At 67.9% G+C, this 19,822-nt stretch carries 20 protein-coding genes; 8 read left to right on the plus strand and 12 right to left on the minus strand.

Annotated features, from left to right (window positions below; all coding sequences use genetic code 11):
• Positions 1 to 11: 11 nt before the first annotated feature.
• A complete protein-coding gene (locus NI1_RS16610; RefSeq protein WP_067822419.1) occupies positions 12 to 620 on the minus strand; it encodes a GNAT family N-acetyltransferase in 609 nt (202 codons plus the stop codon).
• Between the two features lie 4 nt (positions 621 to 624).
• Positions 625 to 1,581 (minus strand): MBL fold metallo-hydrolase, encoded by a 957-nt coding sequence (locus NI1_RS16615; protein ID WP_067821050.1) that lies wholly within the window; start codon positions 1,579 to 1,581, stop codon positions 625 to 627.
• A gap of 49 nt (positions 1,582 to 1,630) precedes the next feature.
• Here NI1_RS16615 and NI1_RS16620 point away from each other — a divergent pair, with 49 nt between their 5' ends.
• Positions 1,631 to 2,047, plus strand: a complete 417-nt coding sequence (locus NI1_RS16620; RefSeq protein WP_067821053.1) for a MerR family transcriptional regulator — start codon at positions 1,631 to 1,633, stop codon at positions 2,045 to 2,047.
• 3 nt (positions 2,048 to 2,050) lie between these two features.
• Here the strand turns inward: NI1_RS16620 and NI1_RS16625 are convergent, their stop codons facing one another.
• Together NI1_RS16625 and NI1_RS16630 are read right to left on the minus strand one after the other, a co-directional pair.
• A complete protein-coding gene (locus tag NI1_RS16625) occupies positions 2,051 to 2,461 on the minus strand; it encodes a nitroreductase family deazaflavin-dependent oxidoreductase (protein WP_067821055.1) in 411 nt (136 codons plus the stop codon).
• Positions 2,462 to 2,532: 71 nt separating this feature from the next.
• Positions 2,533 to 3,666, minus strand: a complete 1,134-nt coding sequence (locus tag NI1_RS16630; protein WP_067821058.1) for an epoxide hydrolase family protein — start codon at positions 3,664 to 3,666, stop codon at positions 2,533 to 2,535.
• 133 nt (positions 3,667 to 3,799) lie between these two features.
• Between NI1_RS16630 and NI1_RS16635 the strand changes: the two genes are divergently transcribed.
• The 3 genes from NI1_RS16635 (at position 3,800) to NI1_RS16645 (ending at position 6,464) form a co-directional block, all read left to right on the plus strand.
• The gene (locus NI1_RS16635; RefSeq protein WP_067821060.1) at positions 3,800 to 5,116 is read left to right on the plus strand and encodes a cytochrome P450; all 1,317 of its coding nucleotides are present in this window, start codon (positions 3,800 to 3,802) and stop codon (positions 5,114 to 5,116) included.
• Between the two features lie 58 nt (positions 5,117 to 5,174).
• Positions 5,175 to 5,759, plus strand: coding sequence for a TetR/AcrR family transcriptional regulator (locus NI1_RS16640; protein ID WP_067821063.1), 585 nt, complete (start codon positions 5,175 to 5,177; stop codon positions 5,757 to 5,759).
• Positions 5,760 to 5,876: 117 nt separating this feature from the next.
• Positions 5,877 to 6,464: a DUF308 domain-containing protein gene (locus tag NI1_RS16645; RefSeq protein ID WP_169815587.1), complete on the plus strand. Its 588-nt coding sequence runs from the start codon at positions 5,877 to 5,879 to the stop codon at positions 6,462 to 6,464.
• Between the two features lie 67 nt (positions 6,465 to 6,531).
• On the opposite strand, the gene NI1_RS16650 is transcribed toward NI1_RS16645, so the two are convergent.
• Positions 6,532 to 9,840 carry a HEAT repeat domain-containing protein gene (locus NI1_RS16650; RefSeq protein WP_157535157.1) on the minus strand — a complete coding sequence of 1,103 codons (3,309 nt, stop codon included), beginning with the start codon at positions 9,838 to 9,840 and terminating at the stop codon, positions 6,532 to 6,534.
• Between the two features lie 135 nt (positions 9,841 to 9,975).
• Between NI1_RS16650 and NI1_RS16655 the strand changes: the two genes are divergently transcribed.
• Together NI1_RS16655 and NI1_RS16660 are read left to right on the plus strand one after the other, a co-directional pair.
• The gene (locus NI1_RS16655; RefSeq protein WP_157535158.1) at positions 9,976 to 10,194 is read left to right on the plus strand and encodes a hypothetical protein; all 219 of its coding nucleotides are present in this window, start codon (positions 9,976 to 9,978) and stop codon (positions 10,192 to 10,194) included.
• Positions 10,195 to 10,210: 16 nt separating this feature from the next.
• Positions 10,211 to 11,140: a hypothetical protein gene (locus NI1_RS16660; protein ID WP_157535159.1), complete on the plus strand. Its 930-nt coding sequence runs from the start codon at positions 10,211 to 10,213 to the stop codon at positions 11,138 to 11,140.
• Here NI1_RS16660 and NI1_RS39875 read toward each other — a convergent pair.
• On the minus strand, positions 11,112 to 11,816 hold the full coding sequence (locus NI1_RS39875; protein ID WP_067821078.1) for a TetR/AcrR family transcriptional regulator: 705 nt from the start codon (positions 11,814 to 11,816) through the stop codon (positions 11,112 to 11,114). The genes NI1_RS16660 and NI1_RS39875 overlap by 29 nt on opposite strands.
• 90 nt (positions 11,817 to 11,906) lie before the next feature.
• On the opposite strand from NI1_RS39875, the gene NI1_RS16670 reads away from it, so the two are divergent.
• Both NI1_RS16670 and NI1_RS16675 read left to right on the plus strand, forming a co-directional pair.
• On the plus strand, positions 11,907 to 13,493 hold the full coding sequence (locus NI1_RS16670) for an FAD-dependent monooxygenase (protein ID WP_067821081.1): 1,587 nt from the start codon (positions 11,907 to 11,909) through the stop codon (positions 13,491 to 13,493).
• 148 nt (positions 13,494 to 13,641) lie between these two features.
• Entirely contained in the window at positions 13,642 to 14,835 is a 1,194-nt protein-coding gene (locus NI1_RS16675; RefSeq protein WP_067822422.1) for a DUF418 domain-containing protein, read from the plus strand.
• On the opposite strand, the gene NI1_RS38840 is transcribed toward NI1_RS16675, so the two are convergent.
• The 6 genes from NI1_RS38840 to NI1_RS16700 all read right to left on the minus strand — a co-directional run bounded on the left by NI1_RS38840 (position 14,796) and on the right by NI1_RS16700 (position 19,755).
• On the minus strand, positions 14,796 to 15,296 hold the full coding sequence (locus tag NI1_RS38840; RefSeq protein WP_218026761.1) for a Rossmann-fold NAD(P)-binding domain-containing protein: 501 nt from the start codon (positions 15,294 to 15,296) through the stop codon (positions 14,796 to 14,798). The genes NI1_RS16675 and NI1_RS38840 overlap by 40 nt on opposite strands.
• 3 nt (positions 15,297 to 15,299) lie before the next feature.
• Entirely contained in the window at positions 15,300 to 15,635 is a 336-nt protein-coding gene (locus tag NI1_RS38845) for an SDR family oxidoreductase (RefSeq protein WP_218026762.1), read from the minus strand.
• 101 nt (positions 15,636 to 15,736) lie between these two features.
• Positions 15,737 to 16,096: a VOC family protein gene (locus tag NI1_RS16685; RefSeq protein ID WP_067821083.1), complete on the minus strand. Its 360-nt coding sequence runs from the start codon at positions 16,094 to 16,096 to the stop codon at positions 15,737 to 15,739.
• A gap of 57 nt (positions 16,097 to 16,153) precedes the next feature.
• Positions 16,154 to 16,984: an alpha/beta fold hydrolase gene (locus NI1_RS16690; RefSeq protein ID WP_067821086.1), complete on the minus strand. Its 831-nt coding sequence runs from the start codon at positions 16,982 to 16,984 to the stop codon at positions 16,154 to 16,156.
• 162 nt (positions 16,985 to 17,146) lie between these two features.
• Positions 17,147 to 18,616: a rifampin monooxygenase gene (gene rox, locus NI1_RS16695; RefSeq protein ID WP_067822425.1), complete on the minus strand. Its 1,470-nt coding sequence runs from the start codon at positions 18,614 to 18,616 to the stop codon at positions 17,147 to 17,149.
• 203 nt (positions 18,617 to 18,819) lie between these two features.
• Positions 18,820 to 19,755 carry a MerR family transcriptional regulator gene (locus NI1_RS16700; RefSeq protein ID WP_067821089.1) on the minus strand — a complete coding sequence of 312 codons (936 nt, stop codon included), beginning with the start codon at positions 19,753 to 19,755 and terminating at the stop codon, positions 18,820 to 18,822.
• Positions 19,756 to 19,822: the final 67 nt, after the last annotated feature.

Consider the following 19,822-nt stretch of genomic DNA (forward strand, 5'->3'; position numbering starts at 1 on the left):
CACACTGCTGTTCAGCGCGGCTTCCGCCACATCGGCCACATGAGTGGCCCACCGCCGGTGGCATCCAGTTCCCCGGTGACCTCGAAACCGAAACGCTCGTAGTACGGGACGTTTTCGGCCTTGCTCGACTCCAGATAGGCCGGCGCACCCTCGGCGTCACAACGGTCCAACCGCGAGGCCAGCAGCGCGTGACCGTAGCCGAGCCCGCGGGCGCTGGGCAGCGTGCCGATCGCCTGGAGGTACCAGTGCGGTTCACGAGGATGCTGCGCGGCCATGGTCTCGGCCAGCTGCCCCGCCTGCCCCAGCCGCCGCCCGAACGCTCGGATCAGGCTCGGCAGCGCCCGCAGATTCGCGCCCTGGGAACTGTGCCAGCGACCGGGTGGGGCCCAAAGCGTCGCTCCCGCAATCCTTCCGGCGTCGTCTTGGGCGACTTCGACGCCGCCGTGGGCGAGGAAATGCGTGCGGACCTGCCCGGCGAACAGCTGTGCGGCGCGCTGCGGCCGGACGGCGTCATCGGGGATGAGCCATTCGAAGACCGGATCGTCGCCGAAGGCGATGCCGAGTACGCGCGCCAGCTCCCGGATGTCCGTTTTCAAGGCGGGGCGAACGGTGACCTCCATGCCCTCACGGTACTGCCTCGGCCGCATCGGGATGCCCGGCCGCGAGATGTCCGGCGGCGGAATGGTCATGGGTGGGGACGATCCGCACCGTATGCCGGACCACGTGCAACCGGTGCAGAGTACGGAAGGTCTCGTCGCGATCGGCATCGACGAAGCGGCCCGGGATCGCCGACTTCTGCCGGATCTCGCTGACCTGCAAGGCATCCCAGGCGGCGTCGCCGGCCAGCAGCACCCACCCGCTCGCGGTGTGGGCGAGCACGCCGACGCTGCCGGGCGTATGACCGGCCAGGTCCACCAGCACCACGCTGCCGTCGCCGAACAGGTCGTGGCTGCGGGCGAAGGTGAGTACCGGCGGACCGTCCAGCTCGTACTCGACGATCGGCCGATCGAGCAGCGAATCCCGGACACCACCCGCCGGCGCCACCGCACCGGCGGTGATCCACTCGTGTTCCGGGCGGTGCATGTGCACCGGCAGACCCGGCAGGTCCAGCAAGCCGCACACGTGATCCCAGTGCGCGTGCGTCGGCAGCGCGAAATCCGGTGTGGGCAGCGCGGGTACGCGGCGCAACGCATCGATTGTCGGGAGGGTGTCGGCGGGCGGGCGGACGATCCGGCGCAATGCGGCCGGCAGCTGGCCGATCGCCCGGGTCTCGGCATCCACGCACACGCTCGGATCGACCAGGAAGGTGGCCTGCGGATGCTGAACCACGAACGTGGTCAATGCGGTTCGGATCCGGCGAGGCTGGAACACGCCCTCCACGACCATGGCGGTGGGCACCGGCCGCGGCGCCTGGGGCAGCGCGGTCACCCGCACCGTATTGCGCGGGGTGGGCAGGCCCGCATCGGTGAGCGACCGCAGAAACCGCTCGTCCGGCCGGCGTGGGCGGACCATGCCGTGCACCAGACCGGCTGCGGCGGAGCAGCATTCGAGGAGGGTGGGGGTGCGTACTGGATCTGACATGACCGAACGTTAATACTTAAGGTCGACATGAAGTAAAGGGGTAGAGGTCATGACCACCACCGCACTGATGAGGATCGGCGACGCGGCGGCCGCGCTCGGCATCGAAGCGCACGTGCTGCGGCATTGGGAATCGGTCGGCCTGCTGTCCCCGCCGCGCACGCCGTCCGGGCATCGCGGATACGACGAGCAGACCCTGTATCTGGCCCGCCTGATCCGCATCCTCCAGCGCACAGGCTTGTCGCTGGACCAGATTCACGAACTCGGCCGTATCGACCGGGACGGCCGGAAGGAGCTGATCGCCACCCGCCGCGCTCAAATCCAGGACCGGATCGCGGTGCTGGAGCGCACCGACCGCTTCCTCGAGCATCTGGTCACCTGCCACCACCCGGTCATCTCCGAATGCCCGGAGTGTTCGGATTTCGCCCGGTCCGATCGCACCGGGCATCGTCCGCCCGCTCGCGACTGACTCTCAGCCCTGCCGGTAGGCGACGAACACCGGAATCACCCGAGTCGTATTCGCCTCGTAATCCGCGAACTGCGGCATCACCTCGACCATCCGTGCGTAGAGCGCATCACGCTCGGGTCCGGTCACGAGTTCGGCCTTGGCCCGGTACTTCTCGTCCCCGATCTCCACCTCGAACTCCGGATTCGCCCGCAGGTTGTGATACCAGGCCGGATGCTTGTCGGCGCCGCCGTTCGAGGCGATCAATACGATCCGGTCGCCGTCGCGCACGAAGACGAGCGGATTGGTGACCTCCCGACCCGATTTCGCCCCGACCGTGGTCATCAGCATCATGTTGTCGCGCCCGGCGAACACCCCGCCCACCTTGCCGCCATTGGCCCGGAACTCGGCGATCACACCGGCATTGAAGTCGTTCATCCACGCTCTCCTTCTCGATCGTCTCCCGAAGCGGCAACCTCCGGGAATCGGCCCTCATTCCCGGGGAGCGTTCAGCGGATCTTGCGGAAGAAATCGCGCAGGTCGGTGGTGAGCAAGTCGGGGGTCTCCATCGCGGCGAAGTGCCCTCCTCGGGGGAATTCGGTCCAGTGGGTGACGGTGTGCTGTTTCTCCGCCAGGCCCCGAATCGTCTTGTTGCCGGGGAAGAGTGCGATGCCCGTGGGGACCCCGGAGTTGGGGAGGTCGGCGCCCCAGTGCTGGGATTCCTTGTAGAGGCGCAGCGAGGAGCCGATCGTATTGGTGAACCACAGGATCGACAGGTTGGTCAGGAGCAGGTCGCGGTCGATGGCGTCGGTTGGGGTGGCCTTGGCGGGGTCCTTGTAGGTATTCACCACATCGACGACCCAGGCGAGCAGGCCGGCCGGGGAATCCGTGACGGCCGGTGCCAGGGTCTGCGGGCGAGTTGAGTGCATGCTCGCGTAACCGGAGGTGTCTCGACTGGACCAATCGGACATTTCAGCCAGCTTCTGCTGATCGGCCGGGCTGTAGGAGGATCCGTCGTCGCCCCGGGACGGGATGGTGATGGGGTCGTTGAGGTGGATGCCCACGAGATGATCGGTGTCCATCCGCCCCAGCTGGGACGCGATGAAGGATCCGGCGTCGCCGCCCTGCACGCCGTACCGCGAATAGCCCAGGGCGGACATGAGTTTCGCGATCAGCTCCGCACTGCGCTCGGTAGCGGCATCGCCCGGACGGTGGGTGGGACCGGAGAAGCCGAAACCGGGCAGTGTCGGGACGACCAGGTGGAAGGCGTCCCGGGGATCGCCGCCGTGCGCGCGCGGGTCGGTGAGCGGACCGATCACCTCGCGGAAGTCCTCGAAGGGCCAGCCGTGAACGAGCGCCAGCGGGAGGGCATCGGGTTCGGGGGAGCGGACATGGGTGAAATGCAGACGCCGGCCGTCGATTTCGGTGACGAACTGAGGGTGGGCGTTGAGGTCGGCCTCGTGCTGGCGCCAGTCGTATCCGGTGCGCCAGTAGTCGCACAGTTCGCGGACGTATCCGGTCGGGATGCCGTAGCGCCACTCCACGCCCGGCAGCTCGGCGGGCCAGCGGGTGGCGGCCAGGCGAGCGTTCAGATCGTCGATGTCGTGCTGCGGGACCGCGATTCGGAAAGGAGCGAAGTTCATCCCTCCACGGTAGGTAGGAAGTAGGCCGGTTCCCGTCCTACTTCACGCGATGTGTTCCATATTCGAATCCCGGGCCGGGCTCTACGCTGGAGGAGGCTGCCGCGCGGACGCGGCCTGCGCGAAGGGACGTCTCGTGAACCTCGCTTTCCCGCCCGGACCGCCCGTGCCGCGCGCGATTCAGACGCTGATGTACGCGAAATGGCGCGCACCGCTGCTCATCGCGTCGGCGCGGCGCTACGGCGACGTGTTCACCCTGCGGCTGATCGAACCGTACGCATCGAGCGTTGTGGTGTTCTCGCGCCCGGAGCACATCCGGGAGATCTTCGCCGGCGATCCCGCCGATCTGCATGCGGGGGAGGGCAATCGGCTGCTGCTGTATGTCATGGGCGAGCATTCGCTGCTGCTCACCGACGAAGCCGAGCATGCGCGAGCGCGGCGGTTGCTCATGCCCGCCTTCGCCGGTTCGGCGTTGCGCGGCTACCGGGGCATGGTGGGGTCGATCGCCAAGGAGCACACCGAGCGCTGGGCCGACGGCTCCACGGTGCCCACCCTGGACCGGATGAACGACCTCACCCTCGATGTCATCATGCGCGTGGTGTTCGGGCTGAGCGACGCCGGGCGGCGGGCCGAACTCGCGCCGCGGCTGCGGCAGATCGTGAACCTCAACCCGATCGTCTTCCTCGGCTGGAAGTACCCGCGGCTGGAGCGGTTCGGACCGTGGAAGCGTTTCCGCGAGACCCAGCAGGCCGTCGACGCGCTGATCTATCGCGAGATCGCCACCCGCCGCGCCGACCCGGACCTGGATCAGCGCACCGATGTACTGTCCCGGCTGCTGGCCGTCGGCTCGGGCGAGAATCCTTCGGACGCACCGCTTTCCGATGCCGAGTTGCGCGACCAGCTCATCACCCTCCTGCTGGCGGGTCACGAAACCACTGCCTCGGCGCTCTCCTGGACGCTGCACGAACTCGCCGCCGACCCGGCAATCCAGGAAACGGCGCGGCGGGCGGCCCGCGAAGGAGACGCCAAGTACCTCGAAGCCGTTCTGAAGGAGGGCATGCGCCGCCACACCGTCATTGCCGCGACGGGCCGGAAACTGACCCGCGACATGACGATCGGCGGCATCGACCTGCCGCGCGGCACCGTGGTCTCCACCTCGATCCTGCTGGCGCATCGCAGCACCGGCAACTATCCCGACGCGACCGCCTTCCGTCCGGAGCGTTTCCTGGACGGCAGCGTCGGCCACAACGCCTGGCTCCCGTTCGGCGGCGGCGTGCGCCGCTGCATCGGCGCGGGCTTCTCGCTCATGGAAGGCACCGAGGTGCTGCGCGCGGTCCTGACCCGATACCGGTTGGCGGTGCCCGCGGGACGCGCGAATGAACGCGCCAAGATCCGCAATATCACCCATGTTCCGGCGCACGGCGCACCGATCCGGGTCACCGCGCTCCGGTGAGCGTTTCGCATGCTTTCCAGCGCGTGCCAGCCGCCGGTCCGGGCGATAAGATACGTGGATGACAATCGTCGACAACTCGATTGTCGAAGTGCGCGAGCGAATTCTGCTCGCCGGCTACGACTTGTGCACCCGCCAAGGGGTGCGGGCGGTCAGCGGAGCCGCGGTGGCCGGTCAAGCGGGGGTCGCCGAAGCTGTACTGTACGAACATTTCCCGACGCTGGACGCCCTGGTGCTGGCCGTGCTCGAGCGGCGCGAACGGCTGTGGACCTTCGCGCTCATCGAGGAGCAGTCGCGCGCCCGCGGCAATACCGCCGAAGCCCAGTTGCTGGCGATTTTCGACGTCTTCGAAGAATGGTTCGCCGGTAGCGATTTCGACGCCTGCACCTTCATCAACGTCCTATTGGAGATGGGCGCCGAACACCCGCTGGGCCGTGCCTGTGTCGAACACTTGCAAAACATTCGCGACATAGTCCGCACCCGCGCCGAACGCGCCGACCTCACCGATATAGACAACTTCGCCCGCTCCTGGCACATCCTGATGAAGGGCGCGATCATCGCCGCCGCCGAGGGTGACAGCGGCGCGGCCCGCCGCGCGAAAACCATGGCCCGCGCCCTGATCGAAGCCCACCGCGCCCAACCCTGAGCCGCGGCTCGGTATCCAGCGCGACACGCCGGTGACGCGCCATCGTGCATCGGCTGCGGACATGCCGTAAACGCAAACAGCCAGGTAATCGGATATTCCGGTCATATCATGGAGGGCATGCCCACCAATCGGATCGAGGGGCGGATCACGGTGTTCGCCGACTGGGCTTGGCAAGCGCTGCTGGTCAGCGGTGCCTGCTCGGTGCTTTTGGGTGTGGTCACCGTGGTCTGGCCGAACAAGAGCGACACCGTGCTCGGCATCCTCGCGGGGCTCGTCCTGCTGGCCACCGCCGCCGTGCAGCTGGTGGTGGCGTTCGGCGCGAACATCGCCACGCCGCTCAAGGTATTGGAGTTCGCCGCCGGCGCGGCGGCCTTCGTGCTCGCGCTGTGGTCGTTCAGCAGCGGGCAGTGGATCTCGTTGCTGTCCTTGTGGATCGGTATGGGCTGGATGGTCCGCGGCATCGCGCAGGCCATTGCCGGCGCGTGGTCGGAGCAGCATGCCGGGTCGGGGCGGCAGGAAGTGCTCGGCCTGGTCACCGCCGCGCTCGGCATGATCCTGGCGATCGGCCCGTTCCAGACCCCGACCGCCTTCTCGATCGCCGTCGGATTCTGTGTCGCCGCCCTCGGGGTGAGCGAGATCCTCACTGCCGCGCAATTGGTCGTCCCGGAGCAGTCCCGCGGCGTCACGGGCTACCCGCCCGCGTAGACGCCGACGGGGCACTCCGCTTCGCGGTGGCCGGCTTTCGCCCCGGACCCACCGGACCGGGGATCGATCACTCCGGTGCGAGCGGGACCGTGCTCGCCGCGCGTCGCACATCCACATCGGCATGGCCCCGCAACTCGGTGAGCAGACCGCTCCAAGGGTCGCTCCATCCGAACCGCTCGCCGCACTTGGCGATCACCGCGACCGCGGCGAGTGCGGTGGACGGATCGGCACCGGCCGCCAGGGGAGTCACCAGCGCGGTCCAGCGTTCGATCGGCACCGTGTCGAGAGCGGGGAAGACGCGGGCGGCGAGCCGATCGGCGGGCACCGTGACCAGCGCGCCGGTGGCGTAGACCGCCAGTGACCGCATCGTCGATACCGCGGCTTCGGGGTCGGTCCAGCGCACCGTGACGATCGCCAGTTCGATGAGGTGCCGATGCCAGAGCGGATCCCCGGCCAGCAATGCGCTCACCGGCTCGGCGGCCGGGAGCGCGGTGTCGTGGTCGCGGACCGTCACCGCCAGCCAGTCCAGCAAATGGGAGAGTCGCTGTCGCGCAGGCTGATCGCGGCCGGGCAGCGTGACGGTCGAATCGCGAAGGGCGGTCACGGCCGCGAGGAGTGCGCGCGGATCGCCGTCGTGCGCCAGGTCGGCCAGCAGCGCGCGGGCCGCCGCGGTCCAGAGACCGACTTGCGACAGCTCGGTCAGCAAGCGGACGTACACGTCCCTGGTGTCGGCCGGAGTCCAGCGCCGCCACCGCGTGATGTAGTTCAGGGCCTGTCCGGCCGTCCGCGGATCACCGCCGGCGATCAGGTCGCGCAGGAATACCGCGAAGCGCAAGCGCTGCGGCGGTGGCAGCAGAGCGGGAGTGATATCGAGGATAGCTCCGGCGATTTCCGGGTCGGCGACGGCATCGGCGAGCACTTGCCAGGCCTGCGGCCGATCGAAGAGCGAACGCGTCGTGGAGACGGCCGCGCGGCGCACATCCCGGTGCACGTCCGGCCGGCTCCACAGGGCCGCGATGATTTCCATGGCATCGGGAGCGTGCAGGGTCGCGATCAGCCGGATGCCCTCTTTCTGGGCGGTCACCTTCCGCGAACTCAGCAGCGGCGCAAGTGCTTCGGAGAGCCGATCGGCCGGAATGTCGCGCGCGAGGGTCGCGACAGAGCTCACCGCGACCCGTGCCCGGTCGCCGTCGACGTATCGGTTCAGCACCGCGATCGCGTGGCCGGGCTCGTCGCTGCGCCCCAGAGCGGTGAGGGCGGCCTCCTGAACCACCAGATCGGCGGATTCGAGGTGCGCGCACATGCGCGCGAAACTGCCTGGCAGGCGGCCCAATTGGCGTACCGCGTCCGCTCGTTCGTGCAGGGCGGCACCGGAACTGCGCGCGTAGGAATCCAGCAGTCGTGCGTACCGCTCCACCTGCGCGGGCGACCAGTGGTCGAATCCGCTGTAGAACATGGGCACGAATCGGATCTTCCCGGACAGGAAACGCCCCGAGGTCGATTTGCTCAGCAGCATGTCGAGCAGATCGGTGCGGCGGGAGGCGACGAGGTTGCGGACCGCCGGGAGCGCGATCAGCGACCGATCGTGGCGCAGTATCTCGTCGAGGTGCGCATCGCGGGTGGCGGGTGCGGCCAGCGCCAGCGGTACCGCACTACGCACGGTCGAGTCACTGTGCGCGGTACAGGCGCGCACCAGCAGGCGCTGTAGTTCGGGGACCGTGAATGCCCGGCGGTCCAGGCCGGTCGCGAGATGGAGGGTCAGGTCCCACCGGTCGCGGTCGGCGTCGGCGAGCAGGCGAGCCCGCAGGCTCGCCCACAAGCGCTGTTCGGCGCCGCGCGGCAGATTACGGTGCAGCCCATGGAGATTGACGATGCTCGCGAGTTCGGCGAGCCGGGTGAGGATGCGCAATGCCGTCTCGGTGAAGGCGGGATCGCCGGACTCGGCGCCGCGCAGCAGCAGGGTACGAGCGAGAGCGCCGATCGTGTACGTGGTTCGGTACGAGCGATCCCGGGCTTGCAGGGCGTCCTCGGCGAGCTGCTCGAGCGCGGCCAGGTGATCGGTTCGCAGCAGCAACGCCGGGATGCCGTTCACCGCCTCCAGCGCACTGCGGCGCACCGGGTCCTGTTCATTGCGCAGCCGTCCCAGCATGCCGAGCATGTCGCCGACTACCTCGGGGTCACGACTGCCCGCGGCGGCCGTGGCGAGCAACGGGTACGCGGCCGCGCGTTCGTCGGCGGTGGGACGACGGATGGCTTCCGCGAGCACCGGTTTCGCCTCCGGCCACGGCAGCCGGGCGGTGAGCTGTTCGGCGACCTCGGGCACATCCGCACCGCCCGGACGGGCCAGCAGGTCCCGGACCAGGGCGGCGCGATCCCGGCCGGGCAGCATGTCCAGCGCGGCCATATCGACCTCACCGGGCGCGAGACCGATCCGGGCGATCACCGAACCGGCGACCACGGCGCGGCGTGCGGGCGGCAGCGTCCGCAGGAAGCTCTGCCGGTAACGGGTGGGGCACGCACGGTACAGCTCGCGCAATCGGTCGTCCGGGAGCTGCCGCAGGCCACGCCACATGGCCGGGCCGGCGAGCCCGCGGCCGTTACCGCTGGAATGCGTGATCAACCGGAATACGGACTCGGCGTCGAATCGCGCCAAACGCCCTGCCACGGTGGACAGTTCATGGATAGACACCCATTCCACCGCCCGCCCGGCCACCACCAGCACCCGGGCCAGGTCGAACTCCACGGCCGTCTCGGCGGCGGCGGTGAACCGCGCCCACCATTCGGCCCAGTCGTCACGTCCGGACGCGGCGGTCAAGCCCTCGACCTGTTCGAACACCACCTCGATGTGCCGGCGACCCAGCATGCGCCAATTCGGCACGGCATAACCGAGTTCGGGCAATAGTTCACGCACGATGGCCGCCGAGCAGAACGGCAGCACCCGCGCCGCCTCGGCGTCGCCGAACAGGGCGCGCACTCGCGGCAACAGGGCGCCGGCCAGCTCCTCCCGATCGCCGGAGGCCAGTGCGCGCCGGATGTACTTCCTGGTGTGATGGGAGAGCCCGGGCAGCCGGTCGACGACCACCCCTGGCTCGACGCCCAGCCGCACCAGCCCCGTCATCGCCCGATTCGAGCAGGCCGGATCAGTCGAATCCAATTGCCCGATCAGGTAATCGCGCGCCCCGCCCACCTCGGCCATCCGGATGGCGGTCAGCCGCTGATAGCGGTCGCCCGCGCCCAGCTCACCCAGCAGCCGATCCAATTCGGCGGTCCCCGCGAGCCGCCGCGCCTCCGCCGAGATCGCATGCAAACGCCTCGGCACCGACATCGCCGCCGTCGACTCCAACCATCGTTTCCCCGCACCAGTCACGGCAGCCACGTTACAAAGGTCGACGCGCGGCCGCCGGTTCAGCGCGCCGGGCAGGGCGGATGCTGTTCGGCCGGTGCGAACAGCTCGGTCCGGGAGTCGGTGAATCAGCGTTCTTCCCAATCGAATTCGGATACGCTGGACGACGTGTCGGAGATCGAGCGACTATCGAGTGTCTCTCGCGTACCGCACGCCGATATCGCCGCACTGGGGGATCTCGACGAGGGGGAATACGCGACCCTGCGCGCCGCCTACGAGCATGCGCTGCAATTGCGGGAGCGCGAGTTGAGTGTGGCCATCGACAAAGGTCTCGGCATCATTCCCAAACTGCTGCGCCCGGCGGCTCGGCGCATCCTCTTCTCCTGAGGCGACCATGACGAGTTTGGCGGCACGTGCGGAAGTGGTGAAGCTGGCGCGCGAATTGCACACCGCGCCCGAGGATCTGGCGTTTCTACTGGAATCCGACCCGCAGGCTTTGCGTCAGGTGCGCCGCGGCATGCACAAGGGCTTGGATGCCGAGCATCGGCCGATGTTCGATCGCCTCGCCAAAACCAGTGCGCTGATACCGAATCCGCTGGCCGTCACCATCGCGACGCGATTCTTCGGCCCGGTGCTGTGCGGCATGATCGCGCCCTCGCTGAGCCCGGAGCGCGCACAGGCCCTGATCGGTCACGTGCCCATGCGTTTCCTGGCCGACCTGGCCCCGCACGTGGATCCCGACGCCGCCACCCCCATCATCCGCTCCCTCGATACCGAGGTGATGGTCCCGGTCATGCGGGAGATGCTGCGGCGCAAGGACTATGTGACGCTCGCGCGGTTCCTGGTCGCCGCCACCGACCGGCAGCTCCTGGAGGTATTGCCGCACCTCGATTCCGGCGAGGACATGCTGCTGGTGGCGTTCAACGCCGAACTGGACGCGGTATCGGACCGCTTCGAGGTCGTCATGGCCGCGCTGCCGGAGGAACGCATTCGCGAGGTCCTGCTGGCCGGCTACGAGCAGGACCGGGTGGTCGAGGCGCTGACCTTCATGCAGTTCCTCAGCACCGAGACGCTCGCCCGGGTCGGGAACACCCTGGCCGAAATGGACGACGAGATCCTGACCCATATGGTGGAGACCGCGCATCGTGAGAGCGCCTGGGCGGAGCTGATTCCGATCGCGACGGCCATGTCCGAGCAGAATCAGCTGCGCATGGCCGAGCTCGAGGTGTGGGATGACGAGAAGATCGAGGCCATCACCCGGGTAGCCGAGCAGCACGGGCTCGCCGGGGAACTCGGCAAGATGATCATCGCCGCGGCTGAGCGGCGCGACTGACACCGTCGAGCACGCATGCCAGCCCGAACGCGAACTGGTCGGCGGGTTCGGGATCCTCGGCTTCGATCACCCGGCGGGTCAGATGCGGGTACTCGCCGCTCTCGATGACCGCGCGGACATACGGTCCGACGCTGGCCCGCCACTGCTCCTCGGTGAGGCCGGTGCGCTGCTGCACCCGTATCTCGGCGAGCTCCTGACTGACCGCGCCGAAGACATAGGACAGCACCGTCGAGACGATCTGCGAGGCCAGGGTGGGGTCCGAGGTGAGCGGCGCGACAGCGGCCAGGGCCAGGTCGTAGCGGCGTAAAGCGTTGGGGCCCAAGGCCGGGCGACCCGACAGCTCGGGGCCGAGCCATGGGTGCCGCAGCAGCATGGCGCGCATCAGTGCCGCCAGCTCGGACAGGTCGGCGCGCCAATCGCCGGAGAGTTCCAGCAGCGACAACTCGGCCTGGGCGGCATCGATCATCAGATCCAGCAGTTCGTCACGATTGGCCACGTAGCGGTAGAGCGAGGCCGTGCCCGAACCCAGATCGGCGGCGACCCGGCGCATCGATACCGCCGTCAGCCCTTCGGCATCGGCCACCGTGGAGGCGGCCCGCACTATGCGATCCACGCTGGGGGCCTGCCGAGCGGGCACGCGTCGGTCTTTGCTCCACACCAGCTGCGGGTCGGTCATCGGCGTCCTTTCCTGTCGATTGCGCACAGCCTAACACTGTGGTTACGGTGTAACCAGAACGGCTACGGTGTATCCATAAGGAGAGTTGTGATGGCGGACAAGCGAGTTCCGGTGCTCATCGCCGGTGGTGGATCGGTCGGATTGGCGGCGGCGTTGTTCCTGGCGGATCGAGGAGTGCCGCCGCTCGTCGTGGAGGCGCAGGCGGGGCCGTCCACGCATCCACGGGCGACCGGGCTCGGGTCACGCACCATGGAGATGCTGCGGGCGCTCGGGCTACAAGAGGCCGTGAACGCGGTGAGCGTGGACATGGTCGGCGCGGGACTCGGGAAGGTGTACGCGCGCAGCCTCGCCGAAACCGATTTCGGTGCGATGCCGGTGGTCGCGCCGTCACATAAGGCGTGGGGCAGAGACGAGGTGAGCCCGGGTCGCACCCGCGGCACCTGCCCGCAGCATCGGCTGGATTCGGTGCTGCTGCCCGCCGCTCGGGAACGCGGTGCGCAGCTGCGGTATTCGACCCGGCTGGTGTCGCTGACCCAGGACGAGGCCGGTGTGTATGCGGTGCTCGACAGCGGGGAGACGGTGCAGGCGGACTACCTGATCGGTGCCGACGGCATCCGCAGTACGGTGCGCGCGAACCTCGGCATCGGCACCAGCGGACCCGGCGCGCTCGGAAAACCCATGGTGAGCATGCTGTTCCGCGCCGATCTTGCCCGGTACCTGAACGATCGCCAGTTCGTCACCTGCAATATCGAGAACCCGGGCGTGACCGGGATGCTGGTGACCGTCGACGGTGAGAAGGAATGGATCCTGCATGTCGCGGCCGCCGACGAGACGGTCTTCGCTGACGCCCGGTGCATCGAGTTGATCCGCGCGGCCATCGGCGACGCGGCGGCGGAGGTCGAACTGCTGAGCGTATTGCCGTGGCGGCCGCGCGGATTCCTGGCCGACAGCTTCCGCTCCGGCCGGGTCTTCCTGGTCGGCGACGCCGCGCACGCCGTGCCGCCGATCGGCGCGTTCGGGCTCAATACCGGCTTCGCCGACGCGCACAATCTGGCCTGGAAGATCGCGGCCGTACAGCACGGCCAGGCCGGGCCGGCACTGCTGGACACCTATGCCGCCGAACGAGAACCGGTGGTCCGGATGACCTTCGATCAAGCCCTGCTGCGCTCGTCCGACCCGCGCCTGCACTGGGACAACAGCGCCGAGACGGTCGCCGAGCGGATCGCGAAGGGCGTGCTGAACGCACCGGTGGTGCATCTGGGGTACCGCTACGACTCGGCGGCGGTCATCGGTTCCGATCCCGAACTGCCCTCCACCGAGGATGTTTCGCTCGTGCTGGACGGCACGCCCGGTTCCCGGCTGCCGCATCGCTGGGTCACACACGACGACCGGACCGTATCGACCCTGGACCTGATCGGACGGGGATTCACCGTCTTCACCGCCGACGAGGAGTGGGCCCGAGCCGCCGAGCAACTCCCGGATCTCACCGTGCGCCGCATCCCGGCCGCGGACGAAGCCTGGATCGGCAGCCTGGGCATCTCCGCACGGGGTGCCGTTCTGGTCCGCCCCGACCATGTCGTCGCCTGGCGCACCTCCGAATCCGCCACCGCTCCAGGCCAGGAACTCGCCCGCCTGCTGGATCACCTGCTCGCACAACCCCATCGCCCCGGCAAGTGAGCGCTCGTGCGATTGCCCGCGCCGCACGGTTGCATCGGCCGCAATCATGCGGCATCCCCGAGGATGACTGTCAATACCGCTGAGGTCGAATGGATTTGCGCTCCCCAGGCCGATGTGGCGGGTGCGGCGGCGACCGTACCGTGACGATATGTCCGTTCAGGCCGTGTCCTCAGTCGCCGCCGGGCGGCGCATCGGGGAGGTCGATACGCTGCGCGGGTTCGCGCTGTTCGGCATTCTCGTCACCAACACCGTCGTGCTGACCATGCTCATCTCCCTCCACGGCGGCGGAAGCGAGGTGACGTTCGGATTCGACAGCGGCTGGGATCGTTTCGGGTACGCGATCCTGGAGGGGTTGTTCCTCGGCAAGTTCTATCTGCTCTTCGCGTTCCTGTTCGGATACTCGTTCACCTTGCAGATCGCGGCGGCGGAGCGGGCCGGGGCGCGTGCGGTGCCGCGACTGCTACGGCGCAGCGGGATGCTTCTCTTGATCGGGCTCGCGCACGTGCTGTTGCTTTGGCTGGGCGACATTCTCACGCTGTACGCCGGATTGTGCGTGCTGCTCATCCTGTTCCGGAAGTTGCGGGCGCGGACGGCATTGATCACCGGGCTCGTGTTGTACGCGCTGTTCATGGCGCTGGCGTTCCTGCCGTCCGCCGATGCGGGGGATATGTCGGGGCTGGGCGAGGTACTGGACGTGGCTCGCCTGCGCGACGGATTCACCGGCGGGTTCACCGACACCTTCCACGCCCAGGTGGCGACCGCGCCGGTGTTCATCCTCTTCACCTGGGTCGGTCAGGGGATTCCCGCGTTCGGGATGTTCCTGATCGGCATGGCAGCCGGTAAACGGCGGGTGTTCGAGGACACGGAGTTCCTGCGGCGCTGGACTCCGCGGGCGCTGGCGCTGGGATTCGGTGTGGGCCTGCCGATCGCGCTGGTCACCATCGTGCTGTGGAGTCTGCACGGCGGGGTGCCCACGTATTGGTATGGGCTGCAAGAGCTCACCAATCCACTGCTGACGCTCGGATACGTGGCGGGCATCGTGTGGTTGACGCGGTCGCGCTGGGCGGATCGGATCGGTCTGCTCGCACCGGCCGGGCGGATGGCGGCCTCGAACTACATCGCGCAATCGATCGTCTTCATGTTCGTCTACACCGGATACGGTCTGGGGCTGGGTGATCGGGTGCCGCCGATCGGGGTGGCCGCCATCGCCGTGGTGATCTACGCGGGCCAGGTCCGGCTGAGCGTGTGGTGGTTGCGGCGGCACGCCTACGGGCCGGTGGAGTGGGTGCTGCGGGCGGCGACCTATCTGTCGGTGCCCGCCTGGCGGAAATCCTCGGCGTGAACGGTGGCCCACTGGGCGAAGGTGCGCGGGGCGCGACCGGTGATCTGCTCCACGGTCGGGCGGACCACCGATTCGTCGATGGCGCCGCCGACGTAGAAATCGAAGAAGGCGTCGACGTACTCCACCGGGGTGGTCTTCAGCATGTCGGCGCGGGCCTGCTCGTCGGTGAGGCCGACGCATTCGAGATCACGATCCAGGACGCGGGCCAACAGTGCGACCTGTTCGGCGGGCAGCAGCGATTCCGGACCGGTCGGAAACAGGACCTCACCGTGGAAAGCCTTGTCGCGCAGCGCGTATGCGGCGACCGCGGCCAGATCGTAGGGGTCGAGGCTGGCGGTGCGGACCTGTGGGAAGGGGACCCGGATGACGTCACCCTCGCGCAGCTGCGGGAGCCAGCGCAGGGCATTGGAGTCGAATGCGCTGGGGCGCAGGATGGTCCAGGTAGCCCCGCAGTGCTGCACCTCCTACTCGGAGGCCATCATGTAGCGGGAGATGGCGTTGCCGGCATCGCCGGTGCCGGCGGAAACGCCCGAGAGCTGCACGATGTGTTCGACACCGGCGCGCGCCGCCGCCTCGGCCACGCCCGGATAGCCGGGGAGCAGGAACGCGGCCCGGACGCCGTCGAAGGCCGGGGTTAGCGAATCGGGTGCGGTCAGGTCAGCGGCTACCGGTTCGATGCCCTCGGGCAGGATCGCGCGCCGCGGGTCACGGACCGCCGCACGTACCGGTTCGTCGCCGCCCGCCAGCGTCTGTGCCAGCTCCGCACCGATATTGCCCGTCGCGCCCGTTATCAGAATCATTCGCCCACGCCTTCACCTTGTGCCCGAACCGTGCTCAGGGATACCCGAAAATCGTACGTGCAGAACGGATCTGCACGATTCCTTTACACGGTCGGGGTCGTTCAGGCGAGGTCGTAGGCGACCGGATGGCGAGGTTGATACAGCCCGACCTCGCCCGCGCCCGGCACCAGGAAGCTGGTCAGCAAGCCCCATCCGGCGTCGGTGACCTCGGCGGTGAACTCGACGTCCGCGGCCCGCAGGTCCGCCATGGTGGATTCCAGGTCGTCACACATGAAATAGATTCCGGCGGCGCCGCTTTCGGGTGCGGCTGCGGGGTGGACGGCCAGCTCGGCGGGTGGGGATTTGAAGATGAGCCAGCCGCCGCCGGCGTCGACGTTCGGGAATTTCAGCACATCGCGGAAGAAGGCGCGCGCCCGATCGGCGTCGGAGGCGTAGAGGATGGTGTGCGCTCCGTTGATCATGCGCCGACGGTAGCAAGGCGGGGGCCGCCGATCCCGAATGTGCGGAGCGTGCGCGCGTCAGGTCACCACGGGGGAGAGCAGCGTTTCGACCAGCAGGTTCGCGAAGGCCACGGGCTCGTCGGTGAATCCGCTGTGGCCGCCGGGGAATTCGGTGACGGTGATACCGAGTCGCGCGGCGAGTTCCGCAGCGGGGCGGGCCGGGAGGTGGGTGCCGGTTTCGCGGCCGGAAGCCAGGACCAGGCGGTCGGTCACCGGTGCGAGGGCGGCGATATCGGGCAGGTGTGAGGTGAATTGGCGCAGTTCGTGTTCCATCATGATCGGGGCGTTGGCGAACAGGCGGGACATCATCGCGGCGGCGCGGGGCGGAAGATCGGCCGGATTCGGCATCGATCCCATGGTGCCGCCGATGCCCTCGACGAACCGGGCGCCCGCAGCGGCCACGCCATCGGTGCGGAACAGGTGATAGACCTCGTCCACGAAAGCTCGCTGCACGGCGGCATCGGGCAGGATCGCGAAGCACGGGGGCTCGTGAGCGACCAATTTGCGCACCCGTTCGGGATGTCTTGCCAGCAGGTCCAATCCGACGATGGCGCCGCCGCTGCCACCGAAGACGTAGGCGGGTTCGTCGGTGAGATGGTTGATGAGCCGGTAGGCGTCGTCACTCTGCACCTCGACGCGTTGGTCCTCGGGGCCGTTGTCCAAGGTGCTGCGCGAATATCCGCGCGGATCGATGGCCACCAGGGTGAACCGGTCGGTGAGCGTGTCGGCGATCGCATCGACGATGGCCGCGTCGCCGCCGCTGCCCGGCAGGAACAGCAGCAGGGGGCCGGTGCCGCGCACCTCGTAGTACAGGTGCGCGCCGGGCACACGCAGGGTTTCGGATCGCATTCGTACTCCTCAGCAAACAACAAACCTAGTATTCCTAGGTTTCATCCTAATATACATAGCCAGCTGAGGCGGCTGGTCCACTTGTCAGTTCAGGTCGATGCGAACGGTCAGTAGATCGGTACCGACCGTTCGCACACCTGATTGTTCGCCTTGGCCAAGCGATTACGGCGTTGGCCGTGACGGTCGGGGATCTCGGTCAGCATCTTCGGGTGACGGCATCCCGAACCACTTGGCCAGATGATCGGCCAAGTCCTGTTGGTCCGCGCCGACCCATGCCACATGCCCATCCGGGCGCAGCAGCACCGCCGGCACCTCCAATTCCTCGCTCACATCGACGACGTGGTCGACCCGATCCACCCAGCCCGCAACCGAAAGCCGTCCGGTCTGGTCGAGGAGCAGTCCGCGCCCCTCGCGCATGAGCTCGTAAAGACGTCCGCCCTTCAAGGTGACATCCCGCAATCGCCGCCCGAGCAGTTCATGCCCCTCGCCGAAGTCGTAGCGCACCGAGACCGCGATGACCCGTTCCAGCAGATACCGGTTCACCTCGTCGAAGTCCATCAGCTTCGACATCAGACTCCGCACCGCCTGCGGGCCCGGCTCCAACGTTGTCAGCTCGACCATCGCCCGCGTGCTCTCCAGCACGTCCGCCGCCACCGGGCGCCGTTCGATCTCATAGCTGTCCAGCAGATCTTCCGGAGCCCAGCCCTGGATCTCGGCCGCCAACTTCCAGCCGAGGTTGAAGGCATCCTGAACGCCCAGATTCAACCCCTGCCCGCCCTGCGGCGGATGAATGTGCGCCGCATCGCCCGCCAACAGCACCCGGCCCGAACGGTACTGGTCAGCCAGGCGGGTGGCATCCCCGAAACGCGACAACCACCGCGGCGAATGCGCACCGAAATCGGTTCCACCCCACCGCCGCAACTCCTGCTTCAACTCCTCCAAAGTCGGTGGCGTAGCACGATCTTCGGCCACCTCCGCCGCCGGCGCACCCACGCGATAGAACCCGTCCCCGAGCGGCATCGCCCCGAAACGCAACTGCGTCTTGCGAACCTCCGTCACCACCGCCGTCACCTCCGCCTCCGGCGCGGTGAACTCCACCTCGGCGATCAAGGTATCGATCCGGCTCGGCTCGCCCGGAAACTCGATCCCAGCCAACTTGCGGACCGTGCTGCGCCCACCATCGCACCCGACCAGGTACCGCGCCCGCAGCGTGGTGCCGTCACCCAGCTCGACATCCACCCCCTGCCCGTCCTGACTCAGCCCGGTCACCTCACACCCGTACCGAACCTCGACCCCCAACTCCCCGGCATGCTCCAGCAACAACCGCTCGGTCTCCGGCTGCGGAATCCCCAGCACGAACGGATACGTGGTGTCCAACCGCTCCGGCTGCGGCTTGGCGATCCCCGCGAAAAACCCTCCGAGCGGATACTGCTTCCCCACCGCGAGAAACCGCTCCAACAACCCCCGCTGATCCATCACCTCGATACTCCGCGCATGCAACCCCAGCCCCCGCACCACCTTGCTCGGCTCCACCTCCTTCTCCAGCACCACCACACCCACACCCCGCAACTTCAACTCACTGGCCAGCATCACGCCCGTCGGCCCACCACCGGCAACGATCACATCAATCATGAACACCCCATCCGCCAATCTGATCTCATCGATTTCCGCAGGTACCGGCTTCGGCAGCCGATTGTGCAGCATCCCCCGCCCCTTGCCGCAAGCCCCGGGGTCCGATATAAGTTGAAGTGGGAGGGGGATTCTCCGCGGGCCGAATTGCCGGTTACCTCTTCGGCTTCATGCCCACCAGGCGCCGACGGGCGTGTAACCCATCGCTACACGTCGGCCTGGGCCTCGTCGGGACCGGTGAGGGCTTCATAGAGCCAGTGGTGGGCTTGGCCGACGGTGGCGGAGGTGTCGAGCAGGTCGGCGGTCAAAGTCCAGTAGCGGCGGATGCGGCGGTCGGCATCGGATGCGTTGGCCAGTAAGTGGTTTCGGAATTCTCGCGAATCGCGTTCGTTGCGGGCTTTGGCGTGGGCGGCGACGAAACGGTCCAGTTCGGGGCCGGGGTGGGGGTGGGTGTTTGCGGCGACGAAGGGGATTACCTCGACCAGGAGGCAGCCGACGTCGAAGAAGAGGGCTCGGCGGTCGCGGATGGTTTGCGGTCGGGTGCGCCAGAGTTGTTGGCCCATGGCGTAGTACAGGTCGGGGTCGGATACGAGGGCGGTCAGTTCGGCGTAGGCGACGATCTGCTCCACCGACGGGTCGGCGGGTGGTTCGGGGATGTTGCCGCAGGCGAAGAAATTGAAGTCGGCCACGGTCAGGGTGGTTAGCAAGCGCCGCCAGAATTGGATCAGGCGATCGTGTGCGGCGGTGCCGTCCTGCGCTGCGGCCAGTAGTGCGAGGCGTTCGGGGCGCTGGGTGAGGTCGGCCGAGCCGAGTGCGCGCAGGGACGCGCGACGCCACGCCAAGGAGTTGAATTCGGTATCCAGGCGGATGGTTTCGGCGGCGATGACTTCGTCGATGGATCGTTCACCTTGCAGGACTTCGGTAATGGCGGTGAGACCCAGGCCGAGAGTTCGCAGGCGCCGGACCAGCAGGAGTCGTGCTGTCGCGGTATCGGCATCGAAAAGACGGTGACCGCCAGTGCTGCGGTGCGACTCGAGAATTCCTTCGTCGCAATAGAAGCGGATCGTGCGCACCGGAAGCTCGGTGCGGCGTGCCAATTCGCCGATGCTCAGCAAACCGGGCTGTTGTGTGCTGTCCGTCACAGTTGCTTGAACCTCCACCCCACTGGAGGTCCTAGCGTATCGGCAATCGAACGGGGCGTTCGTGATT

The sequence above is a fragment of the Nocardia inohanensis NBRC 100128 genome, assembly GCF_001612945.1.
Lineage (GTDB): Bacteria > Actinomycetota > Actinomycetes > Mycobacteriales > Mycobacteriaceae > Nocardia > Nocardia inohanensis.